At 41.0% G+C, this 13,975-nt stretch carries 12 protein-coding genes and 1 tRNA gene; 4 read left to right on the top strand and 9 right to left on the bottom strand.

The genetic code is table 11. The annotated features are described in order from the left end of the window. Positions 1 to 104: 104 nt before the first annotated feature. A complete protein-coding gene (locus AACW90_RS12330) occupies positions 105 to 1,847 on the top strand; it encodes a methyl-accepting chemotaxis protein (RefSeq protein WP_390234822.1) in 1,743 nt (580 codons plus the stop codon). Between the two features lie 61 nt (positions 1,848 to 1,908). Here the strand turns inward: AACW90_RS12330 and AACW90_RS12335 are convergent, their stop codons facing one another. Both AACW90_RS12335 and AACW90_RS12340 read right to left on the bottom strand, forming a co-directional pair. After that, a complete protein-coding gene (locus AACW90_RS12335; RefSeq protein ID WP_390234824.1) occupies positions 1,909 to 3,582 on the bottom strand; it encodes an EAL domain-containing protein in 1,674 nt (557 codons plus the stop codon). Between the two features lie 201 nt (positions 3,583 to 3,783). Beyond that, positions 3,784 to 4,446, bottom strand: coding sequence for an SDR family NAD(P)-dependent oxidoreductase (locus AACW90_RS12340; RefSeq protein ID WP_390234826.1), 663 nt, complete (start codon positions 4,444 to 4,446; stop codon positions 3,784 to 3,786). 147 nt (positions 4,447 to 4,593) lie between these two features. Here AACW90_RS12340 and AACW90_RS12345 point away from each other — a divergent pair, with 147 nt between their 5' ends. Further along, entirely contained in the window at positions 4,594 to 5,094 is a 501-nt protein-coding gene (locus AACW90_RS12345; protein ID WP_390234828.1) for a glucose PTS transporter subunit EIIB, read from the top strand. A 278-nt stretch (positions 5,095 to 5,372) separates the two neighbouring features. Next, positions 5,373 to 6,068 carry a hypothetical protein gene (locus AACW90_RS12350; protein WP_390234831.1) on the top strand — a complete coding sequence of 232 codons (696 nt, stop codon included), beginning with the start codon at positions 5,373 to 5,375 and terminating at the stop codon, positions 6,066 to 6,068. 160 nt (positions 6,069 to 6,228) lie between these two features. Here AACW90_RS12350 and AACW90_RS12355 read toward each other — a convergent pair. From AACW90_RS12355 to AACW90_RS12370, 4 genes are all read right to left on the bottom strand, one after another. Next, positions 6,229 to 6,315 (bottom strand) — tRNA-Leu (locus tag AACW90_RS12355). A gap of 219 nt (positions 6,316 to 6,534) precedes the next feature. Beyond that, entirely contained in the window at positions 6,535 to 7,224 is a 690-nt protein-coding gene (locus AACW90_RS12360) for a LutC/YkgG family protein (RefSeq protein WP_390234834.1), read from the bottom strand. Beyond that, positions 7,221 to 8,648 (bottom strand): LutB/LldF family L-lactate oxidation iron-sulfur protein, encoded by a 1,428-nt coding sequence (locus tag AACW90_RS12365; protein ID WP_390234836.1) that lies wholly within the window; start codon positions 8,646 to 8,648, stop codon positions 7,221 to 7,223. Before AACW90_RS12365 ends, AACW90_RS12360 begins: the two co-directional genes overlap by 4 nt. Beyond that, on the bottom strand, positions 8,648 to 9,403 hold the full coding sequence (locus tag AACW90_RS12370; RefSeq protein WP_390234838.1) for a (Fe-S)-binding protein: 756 nt from the start codon (positions 9,401 to 9,403) through the stop codon (positions 8,648 to 8,650). The genes AACW90_RS12365 and AACW90_RS12370 overlap by 1 nt, the downstream gene beginning before the upstream one ends. A 128-nt stretch (positions 9,404 to 9,531) precedes the next feature. On the opposite strand from AACW90_RS12370, the gene AACW90_RS12375 reads away from it, so the two are divergent. Further along, positions 9,532 to 10,431, top strand: coding sequence for a LysR family transcriptional regulator (locus AACW90_RS12375; protein WP_347997756.1), 900 nt, complete (start codon positions 9,532 to 9,534; stop codon positions 10,429 to 10,431). Between the two features lie 151 nt (positions 10,432 to 10,582). Here the strand turns inward: AACW90_RS12375 and AACW90_RS12380 are convergent, their stop codons facing one another. The 3 genes from AACW90_RS12380 to AACW90_RS12390 form a co-directional block, all read right to left on the bottom strand. Beyond that, positions 10,583 to 11,869, bottom strand: a complete 1,287-nt coding sequence (locus AACW90_RS12380) for a rhodanese-like domain-containing protein (protein ID WP_390234840.1) — start codon at positions 11,867 to 11,869, stop codon at positions 10,583 to 10,585. A gap of 232 nt (positions 11,870 to 12,101) precedes the next feature. After that, the gene (locus AACW90_RS12385; RefSeq protein WP_390234842.1) at positions 12,102 to 13,478 is read right to left on the bottom strand and encodes a DUF3373 family protein; all 1,377 of its coding nucleotides are present in this window, start codon (positions 13,476 to 13,478) and stop codon (positions 12,102 to 12,104) included. Between the two features lie 139 nt (positions 13,479 to 13,617). Next, positions 13,618 to 13,944, bottom strand: coding sequence for a hypothetical protein (locus AACW90_RS12390; RefSeq protein WP_195703026.1), 327 nt, complete (start codon positions 13,942 to 13,944; stop codon positions 13,618 to 13,620). Positions 13,945 to 13,975: the final 31 nt, after the last annotated feature.

Consider the following 13,975-nt stretch of genomic DNA (forward strand, 5'->3'; position numbering starts at 1 on the left):
CTAACATTGCACTCAAGTTTTCAAGATATTTTCCGACCTATAATCATAATATCAATAAACTCTATCTAGAATTGTTGCCAACTAAGAAGACGAAAAAAATTATTATGAAAAATCTATCCTTTAAAGCAAAAGTACTCGCTTTGCTCATTTCGATAATTTCAATATCGGTGCTCACTTCTTTCCTAAGTGCGAATTACTATATTAGCCAATATATCGCTCAATCTGATACCAAGAATATCCAAACACAACTCGTTTTGGTAAAGGACAAGTTAGTCGGCGATATAGCGAATGATGTGAAATTAGCAAAAAGTTCTAATTTCAGCATTATGGAAATTTCAAGCACTTTGGACGCGACAGGTTTCAAAGACATCATCAAGTTATCTTATGACTTGATGTTTAATAAAAGCGGTAGCATTGACGCGCCGGAATTGGTTGAAAAATACAAAAGTCAGATGACGACAACAGGCAATGAAGCCGTTATTAGTGATATCTACTTTGAGAACAACGTCCCTCATCTTTCCATTCTAGTCCCACGCGGTGGCGAAGGACGAGATCTATTCATCATCGATCTCACCAGTATCCAAGAGTTACTTGCTTCTTCTTCAGTCAAAGGTAGCTACGTTGAACTAAAAGATTCTGTTGGTAACATTTTGTTCTCAAACAAAGTGGATGGTGATTTAATTCCTGTAGAAAATATCTTTGATGTGGGCGGAAAGAATTGGACACTCACGGGCTATATAGACAAAGGGTTTATTCAAACCAATACCGACAGTCTAAATGGATCCATTACTATTGCGTTACTCATCGCGGCAGCCATCATTATCCCTTTAAGTATTGTAGCCCTTAATATTGCCTTCAAACCGATTGTTGCGCTCAGAGATGTTATTACAGATTTGGCAAATGGTAGTGGCGACTTAACCCACAGGTTACAAGTTTACACCAAAGACGACCTCGGCAAGATTGCGGATGGTATTAATAAGTTCATTGAAAACCTGCAACGAATGATGATAGATGTTTCCTCTTCAAGTGAAAAAATTAACGAGGAAATCGAACTATTAGAAGGACAAGCCGACTCTAATCAAAATCTACTCAAAGCGCATACTGCAGAAATGGAAATGGCGGTCACTTCGATTAACGAGATGAGTTCAACCGCAGACGCCGTTGCAGAAAGCGCCGCGACAGCAGCCAAACAGACAGAGTCAACCAATAAAGAAGCTGAACAGTCTAAGGTTATCGTTCAACAAGCCGTCAATAGCGTGACTGCGTTGGTTGATGAAGTTGAACATACGTCTCAAACAATTATATTGATGAATGAAGATACCGCTCAGATTGGCCAGGTGTTGAATGTGATTGGTGAAATCGCGGAACAGACTAACCTCTTAGCACTTAACGCTGCCATTGAAGCCGCGCGAGCTGGAGAGCATGGTCGTGGATTTGCTGTCGTCGCTGACGAGGTGCGTGCATTGGCCGCCAGAACTCGACAAAGTACGACCGAAATAAATGAAATGCTTGATAAACTCAGTAGTGGCTCTTCCGCCGTCGTTTCGAGCATGAACTCAACCAAAGAAAGCTGTCAACAAACTGCTGATACGACGTCTCAGGTAATGACCTCTCTTGACCTAATGACCGATTCCGTCGTCGAAATAAACGATCTCGCAGCGCAGATAGCAACCTCTGCCGAAGAACAGAGTTCCGTAACCGAAGAGATAAACCGCAACATGGTTGCGATTCAACAAATGATAGAAACACTAAACAGTAACGGAAGCGAAACCGCAAACAGTACCCATCAACTTACCGATTCAAATCAACAATTAGTGGGTATAGTGAGCAAGTTTAAACTTCGTTAATAGTAAGATGACAGTGTTAGGGTAAATGTACCCATCCCCACGACAGTGGGGATGGGTACATTTATTCAAACTTAAGCAGGTTCCATTTATCATCCAACATCAAAGCATCGTTCGGCTTCATTGGCCTTGCAAAAAGATAGCCTTGATAAGAGCTCACATTTGCCGACTCAAATATCGTCAACATTTCTTTAGACTCAATACCTTCAACGGTCACCGCGACGCCTCGCTCCTGATTCATCTCATTTAGAAATTTGAGATAAGAGAAAGCTTCTTCAGATTTGGTCGCTTCAAGTGCAAACTCTCTATCGATCTTTAACTGTTTAAAAGGAAGGCGGAAAAAGCCCGTTAAAGAGCTATGGCCCGAACCAAAATCATCCATGGCAAGATTAAAACCAAACGCCTTTAATTGCCTAATTTGACCCATCGCCTGATACTTATCATCCAGCAGCACTGATTCTGTAAGCTCGAGCATGACATTGGACGCATTTACACCACAACGTAGCACAATCTCTGATGCCCGCTGAGGGAAGTTTCCATCTAAAAGCTGCAATACCGACACATTTACATTGATAGTTAGGTTGCTATTCCATTTTACATTGTAGTTATTTATAAACATGCAAGCTTGTTCTAAAACCGCTTCACCCAGCGTTTCTATGAAGCCTTTGCGTTCGGCAACAGGTATAAACTCGCCTGGGTATATCTCGCCTTTCTCACCATTCTCCCATCTTGCTAACGCCTCAAAACTGATTAGTTGGTAGGTTTTCGCACTGACAATGGGTTGCAAACGGATGGATATATCACCATTTTCTATTACACTTTTTATCTGGCTTTCAATATAGAAGAAACGCTCAACTTTTTTCTGTACCTGTGGATTACAGATAGCCCAATGAGCAGGTTCGTGTCTCTGCGCATACTCACAGGTTTGTGCTGCCCAGCTAATCACTTCTTCTGCAGGTTTACTCTTATCAATGCATGGATAAGCACCAACAAAAACCTCCCCCGCAAATAGCTTACCGTCAGCCCTCGACATATTACGAAAATCAGTGACGAATTGCTGACACATTTTGGCCAAATCTTGTTCCATAATGGCGCTGTGTATCAAGATTGAAAATGTATCGAGAGAGTTTCTGTAGAATTCACAGCGCTGCCTCTTAAACGTTTTCATACAAGAGATAACTCTCTCCAGCATTTCCACTATTAGCTCTTCACCATACTGATTGATGTAGGATTTAATCTTATCCAAATGGATATGAACCAATATATAATTATGGGGTATTTCTGAGATATCCTGCTTTAACTTATCGCTATTAGGTAGGCCTGACATTTTGTCAAAATAAGCCAATTGACGAATATAGGATTCCAATAATTTTTGTTCAGAGATATCTCTATGATTCCCCACCATATAGCTACCCGAATCATCTTGCTTCATTACACCGGTCGCTTCTATCCAGCAGTAACTGCCGTCTTTTTTACGAACTCGATATTGAGTTTTAACTCGCTCATTCGACGACTCATTTTCAACATGATGATCTACACGGCTGGAGAATTCTTTTTTATCCATAGGGTGGATCAACGCAAGCCAATCATCAAGATGAGTGTCATCTAGATTAAGCTCAAATTGCTGATAAAAAGTATGGTTGTAAAAAGAGACGTTTCCATCTGTGGCCATAATCCAAAGACCTTCAACTGCAGAGTCAAACATGCTGATGAAGCGGCTATTTTCGTGGTGCGGCATTTTAAATTATTAACCCAATTATGATTAGAGTATTTATACGACTCTAAACAATATTACTAAATTTATATTTAACGATTGTGGCATGTTAACAGTTTTAACAATAAACATAAGACTCAATAGTAGATAACGAATAATTTTTGCCGATAACCCGATCTGTTTTCGCAAAATTAAGACTTCTTACCCATAGGTAATCGATTGCCACTATGTTCGATTAACCGTAATGTCCGAAATGTAACCGTTCGTTGTAGATTGCAGGGCATCTTTGATCATACTCGCCGCTTCCTCAGCTGACATAAATGAAGAAGTATCAAGTTCTTTTCCACTTGTTTGCCAAAACTCCGTCGCCATTCCTCCTGGATAAACACCAATCAACTTCATCTTTTTACCTTTTAGTTCCAGTCGGACAGATTCAACTAAACCTTTCACTCCCCATTTCACCGCACAGTAGGTTGACTCACCTGCTTTCGCCGCTTGCGCAGCAGTAGACATAATAATGACCACTCGAACACTTTGATCTTTGTAACGCTTTACCAATTCTTGAAGCAGATGAATGGTAGTTAACAAGTTATTATCTATTAAATGGCGTATTTGATCGGATTCTTGACGTTCAATTGGCCCAAAATAACCGCTACCAGCGCAATGAATAACCATATTAGGCCGTTGAATAGAATCAAACAGCGATGAGACTTGGGCTGCATCAGCGAGATCCACAGATAAGGATTTTACACTGGAAGGTAAACCGTGGCATACACTGGCGAGCTTTGCCTTGTCTCGACCAATGATAGTCAACGATTCGCCTTCAACACTATGCAACTTTGCCAAAGCGGCCCCTAACCCACTACTCGCACCAGTTATTAAAATCATAAATTCTCCGTTAAATTGTTGATATCAACTCATTGAGGTTAATATAGACAAAACTTAATATTGTTGTAAACGTTTCCATAATTTCATTATATACTATGCAGTATTGAGTGATAATTGAACACTATTTTTAGGTATCAGGAGTATTTTATGTCGACTAATTTTTCAGACTCAGAGATGGCAAGGGCCCTTGTTGCAGCCTATGGTGGCAAACAAAACATCGTTAAGTTGGACGCCTGCCTTACTAGGTTACGTATTACCGTTAAGGCCTTCTCTGAGGTCGATCAAGCGAAACTCAAAGAACTTGGGGCAATGGGAGTAGTGACGGTTGGTCGAGTGGCACAAGCTATCTTTGGTAAGAACGCTGACAAATATAAAGTTGATATGCAAACATGGATTGACGCGCACCCAGAAGAAGGTATCTCTAATGAACTTGTTTCCGCATTCGGAGGCAAAGAGAACATAACTGATATCGATGCCTGCTTAACTCGCCTAAGAGTTTCTGTGAATACGCTCTCTGCTGTTGATCAGAAAAAACTCAAAGACTTAGGTGCAAAAGGCGTCGTTGTACTGGATAAAAATGTGCAGGCTATCTTTGGTAAGTCGTCAGACGAATTAAGATTAGGTATGGTAGCTTGGTTAGGTAAATAACAGCCTTCGCCTATCATTAATGACTAAGCTCGCATTCGACAAAGCTGCTACTTTTAGCAGCTTTTTATTTTGTTCTTATATGTCTATTGCTCAGGTTTCACTCCATCATCTGAAGAAGAATAAATTAGGCAATCATCTATTTTGAATTATCTTTTTGCAGACTTAAGGTTTCGTCACATTTATGTTATTACCTATAATTTTATCAACTAGAATAATTCTCCTACGTACTATAAAATCAAACGAGAAGAATTAGATAATAAGTATTCAGGCTGTAAAACATGAAGCTATTTAAATATATAATTTACGCATTTATCGCCATTATCGTGGTAAGCCTGATTGTGTTGATCATTCAACCAGAACAATCTCAGGCATTAAGACCCGATTCGCAACCCAAAGTTAACACCTCTAATTCAAACGCTAGCATTGTTGCAGAACCGACCGAACCAAATGCTGTCGTTCTAGAGACAATCAAACCAGATGAAATTAAAGCGGCATTAACCCCTGAACAGATTACTATTTTGCCTGCTTTTATTCAGGCTCTACCCAAAGACCCTGCTGAAGTGGACAGCAACGGTAATGGTATACGCGATGACCTTGAAGTCTATATTGGATACAAGTTTCCTTACCAACCGAAAAAGAGAGCGGTCTACATACAGATGGTAAGCATTGTAGACAAAATGGCGAAAGAAAGAGGTAGAGGAAGGATTTCAAGGCAATATTCTATCTTCCACGAAGAAAATCATGCTATTCAGTGTTGGTACAACAGTGGTTTTAGTGAAGACGAACTCACGCAGTTTAAAGCATTAGTGCTCAATAATAGCTATCGTCTCGAAAGCTATCAAGCGACGATTGATGTCCGACAAAATCTGGACCAAGACATCATCGATTCGTTGGAGCTTTCTGAGAAGCCTTGCGACCAAATGATGAAAGAATATCAGATAGCGTTACAGGAATGGAAGCCTGAGGACAAGTAAGACTGAATGACTGCCGAGCGAGAAAACTCGCTACCCACCAATAAAGACATGAACAAGCATACGTCAATGCGTATGCTTGTTCATTCGTAAATAGACAACATCAAATCATTCGTTTCTATTCGTAAAAAAGCCCCCGCATTTCTGCGGAGGCTTTAAAAGATGGTGCCCCGGGCCGGACTTGAACCGGCACAGCGCGAACGCCGAGGGATTTTAAATCCCTTGTGTCTACCAATTCCACCACCAGGGCACGCAATTCTGGATTGCGATGCGTCTAACTGTATTGAGTTGACACCATCTATGTTATTGAAGCAAATTCAATAACTAAAACTTGTTTCTATACGAGATTGTTCTCTCGTGTGGCGGCTAATTTACCCACTTTTAGAATTACGTCAAGTATAATTCTTTGATTAGGTGTTCAACCGAACAAAAATTGACTCGTTCGCTTCATTTTCACACTATTTTGTCATTACAACACATCTTTTATAATTAACACCACAAGCTCACTTGGCCCATGAGCCCCATAGGCGAGTGTTTGTTGAATGTCTGCCGTTTTCGAAGGACCAGAGATCAATAGTGCATTGGTTGGTATTGAATTCGTCCAGTTCTGCGCGGCCATTACTTCAGAGAAGTTGCTCATTATCATCGATTCTTTAATCACCGCAATATGACATGGCGGCACAAGAGACAAGGTTCTCGGTTCTTCAATGCTTGGCCACAATACCAATGCACCCGTATCCGCAATTCCCGCTAAAACGTGCGTTACTCCTACGTCGACGTTTTCAAATAACTCGGTCTTCCACTCTTCGATAGCCTTATCGAACAACGTTGTCTCCAATTCTTCTAAACCATGTACAAAACTCTGATGATATTCTCCCGTTGTACCGATAGCGGCCGTTTTAAACGCCTTGTCTTTAACAATGGTTTGAATTGTAACGTCTAGTTCACTTTTTAGGATTTTCTTGATCTCTGTATGATTTGCTTCCATGCAGGCAATAAAGCGTTCTGTTTTTTCAACCTGAGTAGGTTGTTCTACATGGCCCCAAGGCTGATATTCCAACGCTTCTTTATTCATTGGTGTTACCTGCGCTTGTTTTAGCTTTTCCAAGATACGGTTTCTCGCCAACTGGGAACTCATTTTCACGTTATCACTGTTCATTTTTGGTCCCTTTTATGCTCTTTCATTCTTTGATGTAATGTTTTTTCAGCTGGTTTAGGTGCCGTCCTACATTGCGTCCACGGACCTAATTTCTTCGGCATCAGAAAGCGAAATGTCGTCGCCGTTCGAGTACCAAAATGATACATGGTTGGATGCGTCGCCGCATAAGCAAAGCTTTTTATGGCCAGTGCTTCTGTTTTGCTTCTAGCCGATTGTTGTCCTTTAAGTGGAAGCGCTCCTTCTTGTTCCGGATTCTTCGCTTCTCGCCTTAAACGTTGTAGCATTTCAGGAATAGGAATTCGGACTGGACACACCTCACCACAGGCTCCACAAAGACTAGATGCGGTCACAAGATCCTTGGTTTTATCTAAACCTAATAGATGTGGCGAAATGATTTTTCCGATCGGCCCCGGGTAAACGGTACCATAAGCATGGCCGCCTATTTTAGTGTAGACAGGGCAATGATTCATACAAGCGCCACAACGAATACATTGAAGCGTTTTTCTTAATTCTTCGTCTCGATAAGCCTGAGTTCTCCCATTATCTAACAGCACAAGATGAACCTGTTCTGGGCCATCTTTTTCACCCTGCTTTCTCGGGGACGTAATCATATTAAAATAGGTGCTAATTGCCTGCCCAGTCGCCGAACGGGTTAATGCGCTATAAAGCGGAGGCACATCAGATAAAAACTCAACAACCTTTTCTATGCCTGTTATGGCGATATGGACATTGGGCACTGTCGTCGTCATCCGTCCGTTACCTTCATTCTCGACCAAACACAAGGTTCCCGTTTCTGCCACAGCAAAATTAACACCTGAAAGTCCAATATCCGCATCATGAAACTTACGACGCAATCGAGTCCGCCCCGTTTGAATCAGCTCGTCAACATCAACAGTAGGTGTAAAATCATCTAGGTTTTGTTCGAAGGTATCGCTGACTTCCTGCTTATTTTTATGTATCGCTGGCATGATAATATGAGAAGGCTTATCGCCATCAAGTTGTACGATATATTCTCCCATATCGCTTTCTAAACACTCTATACCCAGCTTTGCCATCTCATGGTTGAGTTCTATCTCCTCACTCACCATCGACTTACCCTTGATGATGAATTTCCCCTGCACACTATTGGCAATGTCTGCAATAATATCGTTAGCTTGTTCTGCGTCTTCTGCCCAATGAACTTGTATTCCATTGCTGATGCAATTGCGTTCCAATTGTTCAAGCAATATTGGCAGTTTACTTAAGCAGCGCTGCCTTATCGCCTCTGAAAGATCACGAATTGCTTTCTCTTCATCTAAATCCGAAAAAGCCGTTTTTCGCTTATCTCGCAGGTAATCCATCGCGCCACGAAAGTTAGCACGCAGTTGTTTATCTTGAAGTGCGGTGTGTGCTTGCAGATGAAAATTCTGAGGAGTTTGTGACATTAATGCGCCCCCCCTATTCTTTCTATCAAGAAACTCGCGATATGTTGTCCTCTAATCGCTTTCCCTTGATACTCATACGCTCCATTAATATTGAGCAAACAACCCCAATCAGCGCTCACCAATCTATCTGAGTTTGTCGCTTCTATGTGCTTGGTTTTATCCTCAACCATGGATTGACTTATATCCGGATGCCTAACTGAAAAGGTGCCACCAAATCCACAACATTCTTCTTCATAGTCTTGCATCTTTAACTCAACATTCTCTAACTGATCTAAAAGTTGAGTCGATGTGACATGCACGTTCATTTCCCGTCTTGCCGCACAAGAGGTGTGCATCACGACGCTACTCGGCTCTCCTCGATCAGTCAACTTTGTCCTGCATACATTGACTAAAAACTCTGTCAGTTCAAATACACGTTCACAAAACTGATTTACCTGCTGTTCTTGTTCGTCCCCCTTAAACAGACGGCTATAGTGATGATGCATCATTCCACCACAAGAGCCGGACAAAACCACGACTGGATACTGCTCTGGAAACAACGCTATTTGACTCAACGCAACGCGCTTAGCTTCTTCATCATAACCAGAGGTATAAGCTGGCTGTCCGCAACACGTCTGCTTTTCAACAAAGATAACCTCTAGCCCCTCTTTTTCCATAAGGCGTATCGCATCTAATCCTGCATCTGGGTCAAACATATCCACTAGGCAAGTGGCGTAAAAATAGACTTTATTTGGCTTCATCGGGTAGATACGCATGTACTAATACCTCATTGCATTTGTCTTGATTTAATTATTGTTGTGTTCACTTTTTCTACGATAACGCTTTCCTTTTTTGCGATATAGAGAAATAATGAAAATAATTATTTCTAAATTGAACGTAATGTATGAATGCAGACGATTTATTACTCTTTGCCCAAGTCGTTGAACTCAACAGTTTTAGCAAAGCCGCAGAGAAAAATAACCTTACAAACTCGGTAGTTAGTAAAAGAATCACCCGGTTGGAGAAAGAGCTTGGCGTCGCTTTGTTATACCGTACCACTAGGAAACTGACTCTAACTGAAGCGGGGTCAACCTTGTTAGAACATGCGCAAACTGTGAAACAAGCGGTGTTCGACGGCCAAGATGCACTTTCAGGTTATGGCGAAAAAATCAGCGGTAATATAAAAATGTCTGTTCCTACTATTTCCGGTCGACTTGTTTTAGCCGACACCATCGCAGAATTTTGTAATCTTTATCCCGGCATTAACATTGAGATGAACCTCAACAATCGGTTTGTTGACCTTGTTGGAGAAGGTTACGATTTGGTCATACGCACTGGTCATTTGGAAGACTCGAGCTTAATAGCACGGCACATTACTGACTCGCAATGGGTCGTTTGTGCCTCTCCTGAATACATTCAAGCTAAAGGCCGTCCTTTTATTCCAAATGATCTTGTTAAGCATAACTGTCTTAAATATACCTATCAAACAAGTGGTGCGACCGAGTGGGAATTCAAAGGCAAAGATGGCGATTATATTGTTACCATTACCGGTAACTTTTCAACCGATGATGCTTCAGCACTTCGCAGGGCCACGTTAGGTGGACGAGGCATTGCTTACATGCCATCGGTACTAGTCTATGACGACATCGTTGCTGGAAACTTGGTCGATATCTTTCCTGACTTAGTTGCAAAAAAACTAGGCATCTATGCCGTATATCCTTACACCAAACAGGTACCCAAAAAAATACAATTACTCATCGAGCACATTAGAGATAAATACCACTCAATTATCCATGTGTTTTAGATACTCTTCGCGACCTCTTAAACTACTTTCTCACATTATAAAAATTATAGTATAAAGCCCACTTTCTAGTGGGCTTTATTAGATTAATCGATCAGTTTTATGCCCTACGTTACCATTCACATTAATTAAGGGGCCAAAAATGACATTGGTATTATATCAATTCGATGCCATTGTCTTTTGCAACATCGGCAAAGGTGTCATTGAGAAACTTAACGTTTGTATAGCCTTTTTTCGTTAACAATGTGTAACCAAGTGACGCACGTGCTCCACCAACACAATGCAGAATAACCAGCTTGTCTTTTGGGATCTTCGCTAAGTTTTGATCAAGTTCACCCAAAGGAATATTAATAGAACCTTTCACAGCACCGTGGCTAACTTCAGCAGCATCACGGACATCAATAATCATGGCTGTACCTTCCTTGGCCGCCATCACGAATGCCGTTTCTTCTATTGCACCTTTAGCAAGCTTTTTCTCATAAACCAATTCTGTCACGGCTTTATCTTGTGGTAGATTCGCAGCCGTCCAACCTTCCATGCCTTCTTTTAAGATCACAACATTTTTAAATTTCCAGAACGTTAATATCTCATAGGCTTCAATGGCTTCATCTGCATCCGCTGTATCTGCAACTATGATGATCGGCGCTTTTTTGTCCCTAAGATTAAAGATAGTACGCTTGTTTGTTGCCACCTTTTCTTTGTTCATTTTATCGTGCAATGCGGCGAGTTCTTCAGAAGGAAGCGTAACCGCTCCTTTAATCGAAGATGTGGGGTTAGCGCGTACGTCTAAAATAACATGGTGCTTATCTAGGTTCTTTTTAACCCAGTCAGCGTTCACGTGAGAAGGATAAACTTCACCTTTCCATGCAGGAAAACCTTCTACATAGGCTTTTACGTTGGTGTAGCCATTTTCCATAGCAATCTTAAGAGCCGCAGGACTTAACGGACAAGTAACACCACCACAGTAGAACACAATCAATGCGTCCTTATTTTTAGGTAGCCAATTAAGGTTTCCCTTAAGCTTATTAGAAGGCGTCGATTTAGACGTAGGAAGATGGCCTACATTATAGACATTCGGTGGGCGAGCATCACCGATAAATACCGGTGATCCTTCATCAAGCAACTCAGACAAAGTGTCGGTATCAATTACCTGTTCTGGCGGTAACTTAACCAGTATTCTCTTAATCTTGGTAGCAATACCGTTTTCGTCTACTGTCGCTTTAAATTTTGTATTTTTGGTAAGATCTTTAAACGATTCAGCATCGACTAGCTTAGTTTGATCGGTAAATTTAATGACCGTGACTTCTTTCGTTTTAGGATTTAGGTATTGAATAACTTTCGCATTGGTAGAAATGGACTGAATTTTACCGACCACTTCTTCGGCCATTAGCGACATTGGCGCTAACAGCAAGGATGTTATAATCAGGGAATGTTTAAACATTTGGTTCCTCCAAATTGTCATCTGTAATCTAGCGGTTTAAAAGAAAAGACGTGTCTTTCTTAACTTGGACTTCTATCAATAATAATCAAAGAAAAATGGCGATTGTGGTGTGCAATAGATCACTATATTCTAATATTCTTATTAGCTAAATTCTGTATTTTTGATAGGCCACACACTTAATATGGTTTATCTGAAGAAATAAGGGCCGTTTATCACTAAACGGCCCTTATTTTTAATATTTGTATCTTAGCAACAGCCTAATATCTTCAGCCTCTTCTACCGGGTTCATTCCGTAAGACATGGCAGTCTGCATGTCGTATGGTGCAGACGCGCTGCCAAAAAATCCGTTGCTTCCACTGTAATCATATTTGATCTTGGTATACCTGACTTGCGCTACCCAAGCATCGTCAATAATAGGCAGATTGTAATAGAACTCTATTGCATCCCCTCTTGCAGCAAGCTTTGACCCAATAACTGTGTCTTCACCATAGGTGAATGAACGCCAGTACTCAGACCCGTGGTTGAACTCGACTCCGAAGGAGTCATCTTCCATAAAGCCGGGAACGTTAACGCCTAACCAATACGAGTAACCTGTCTCTTTCTCTGTAGAACCTAACATTGCCATGCCTGTAGAAGGATCTGTCTGAGATACCGCGTAAGAAGCAAAAATACGAGTATTGTCTAGGAAATCATTAATCAATTCGCCGATACCGTTCATTTCAAAGGAAACTGTCGCGTTATTTAGATTACCGAAATCGTAAAACGTTGGCGCCTCACCCATTCCAATTTTTTGAGCGTCATAGCCTATCAAGTTGGACGCCGTATAGACCATCGCTTTTAGATCATATTGGCCGTCATCGTATGGGGTGAAAATGAAACCGACGAAATCGATGTTATCTGTTGCATCTTCGCTCGTGGCGTAATCGGTGCCAGACATTGTGAAACGTGTTGTGGTATTAGATAAGCCTCGTCCCGCACATAACTTGATTGCCGCTCCCGGGATACCAGTTAGCTCGTCCCATTTAGTATTTAAACTAAGTCCGTCAAATTCAACATTTATAGAATGGCCCAACGGAGATTGTGCTTCATCAAACCCTTCGCGACGATTCACTAGAAAACCATCTGTTGAAGGCCTTCTCCCTAAACTAAATGACCATCCCATGTCGTCCACTCCCATAAACTGTTCACCTAAATAGAGGAAGTAAGCTTGACGCACATTTAATGAATTATCATTCGTCGGGTTTTCATTAACGACCCAGTCAAAATCAGCGTAACCACTTTGTGTAAAGGATTCGCCAAACGCTTTGTTATAGGATAATTGACCAATGAACGATAGATTATCGTTGTATTGGTAGCCCATATTGATCCATAACCTGTTGGTCAGAAGATCGCTGTTTTTTGCGGTGCTCCCATCAGCCATTTTGTACTCAATTGAGTCCATAGTGACGCGATAATCAACACCAAATTTGAGATTTTGACCCGCATTCTCAATTTTCATTTCTCGTACTTGAGCTTTTAGCTCATCAATTTGTACCTGAAGGTCCTCTTCAGCCTGAACGGAGGGTGCAAGAACCAGCATCACCGCAGCTGAAAGTGGTAATAGTTTCATAATAATATTCTCATATCTATTTGGTAGGAACTGAATGCACTAAGATTATTTTGTTAAGTCGTTCTCCACCATAAAGCGCATTCAATGACAAATTATGAATAAATTTATATCGTTATCTCTTTCCTGATTACTAATCTAATTAGTTGCAGCTAGCGAGTTCTCCACTATCTGCCGCGTATTTGATAGCAAAATCAGCAATATGCGGTGCGATTTTTTGAAAATCTTCGCTGGCTAAAAACTCAGCGGATTCTGGATGTTTTTTGCTATATGTCTTGATAAACCTCTTTGCATCTTTTTTGAAATAACGCTTCCATTCCACTTTTAGATGTTGCTCCGCAAAATCCTGTCCGTTATAGCTAAAATAGGGACGCAAATATTTTAAGTAATATTGTTGTCCCTTGGCTGCATCAGCAAATGCACCAAATGACATCATTGAGACTAACAGACCCAAAATTATTTTTTTCATGGTAAAACCCTCTGCTTTTTTATTTTAAAAT

It is taken from the genome of Vibrio frigidus (assembly GCF_042465995.1).
Lineage (GTDB): Bacteria > Pseudomonadota > Gammaproteobacteria > Enterobacterales > Vibrionaceae > Vibrio.

Bases quoted from the DNA above. Each gene is read 5' to 3' on its own strand.
- AACW90_RS12330 (WP_390234822.1), top strand. From the start codon at position 105: ATGAAAAATCTATCCTTTAAAGCAAAAGTACTCGCTTTGCTCATTTCG.
- AACW90_RS12335 (WP_390234824.1), bottom strand. From the start codon at position 3,582: ATGCCGCACCACGAAAATAGCCGCTTCATCAGCATGTTTGACTCTGCA.
- AACW90_RS12340 (WP_390234826.1), bottom strand. From the start codon at position 4,446: ATGATTTTAATAACTGGTGCGAGTAGTGGGTTAGGGGCCGCTTTGGCA.
- AACW90_RS12345 (WP_390234828.1), top strand. From the start codon at position 4,594: ATGTCGACTAATTTTTCAGACTCAGAGATGGCAAGGGCCCTTGTTGCA.
- AACW90_RS12350 (WP_390234831.1), top strand. From the start codon at position 5,373: ATGAAGCTATTTAAATATATAATTTACGCATTTATCGCCATTATCGTG.
- AACW90_RS12360 (WP_390234834.1), bottom strand. From the start codon at position 7,224: ATGAACAGTGATAACGTGAAAATGAGTTCCCAGTTGGCGAGAAACCGT.
- AACW90_RS12365 (WP_390234836.1), bottom strand. From the start codon at position 8,648: ATGTCACAAACTCCTCAGAATTTTCATCTGCAAGCACACACCGCACTT.
- AACW90_RS12370 (WP_390234838.1), bottom strand. From the start codon at position 9,403: ATGCGTATCTACCCGATGAAGCCAAATAAAGTCTATTTTTACGCCACT.
- AACW90_RS12375 (WP_347997756.1), top strand. From the start codon at position 9,532: ATGAATGCAGACGATTTATTACTCTTTGCCCAAGTCGTTGAACTCAAC.
- AACW90_RS12380 (WP_390234840.1), bottom strand. From the start codon at position 11,869: ATGTTTAAACATTCCCTGATTATAACATCCTTGCTGTTAGCGCCAATG.
- AACW90_RS12385 (WP_390234842.1), bottom strand. From the start codon at position 13,478: ATGAAACTATTACCACTTTCAGCTGCGGTGATGCTGGTTCTTGCACCC.
- AACW90_RS12390 (WP_195703026.1), bottom strand. From the start codon at position 13,944: ATGAAAAAAATAATTTTGGGTCTGTTAGTCTCAATGATGTCATTTGGT.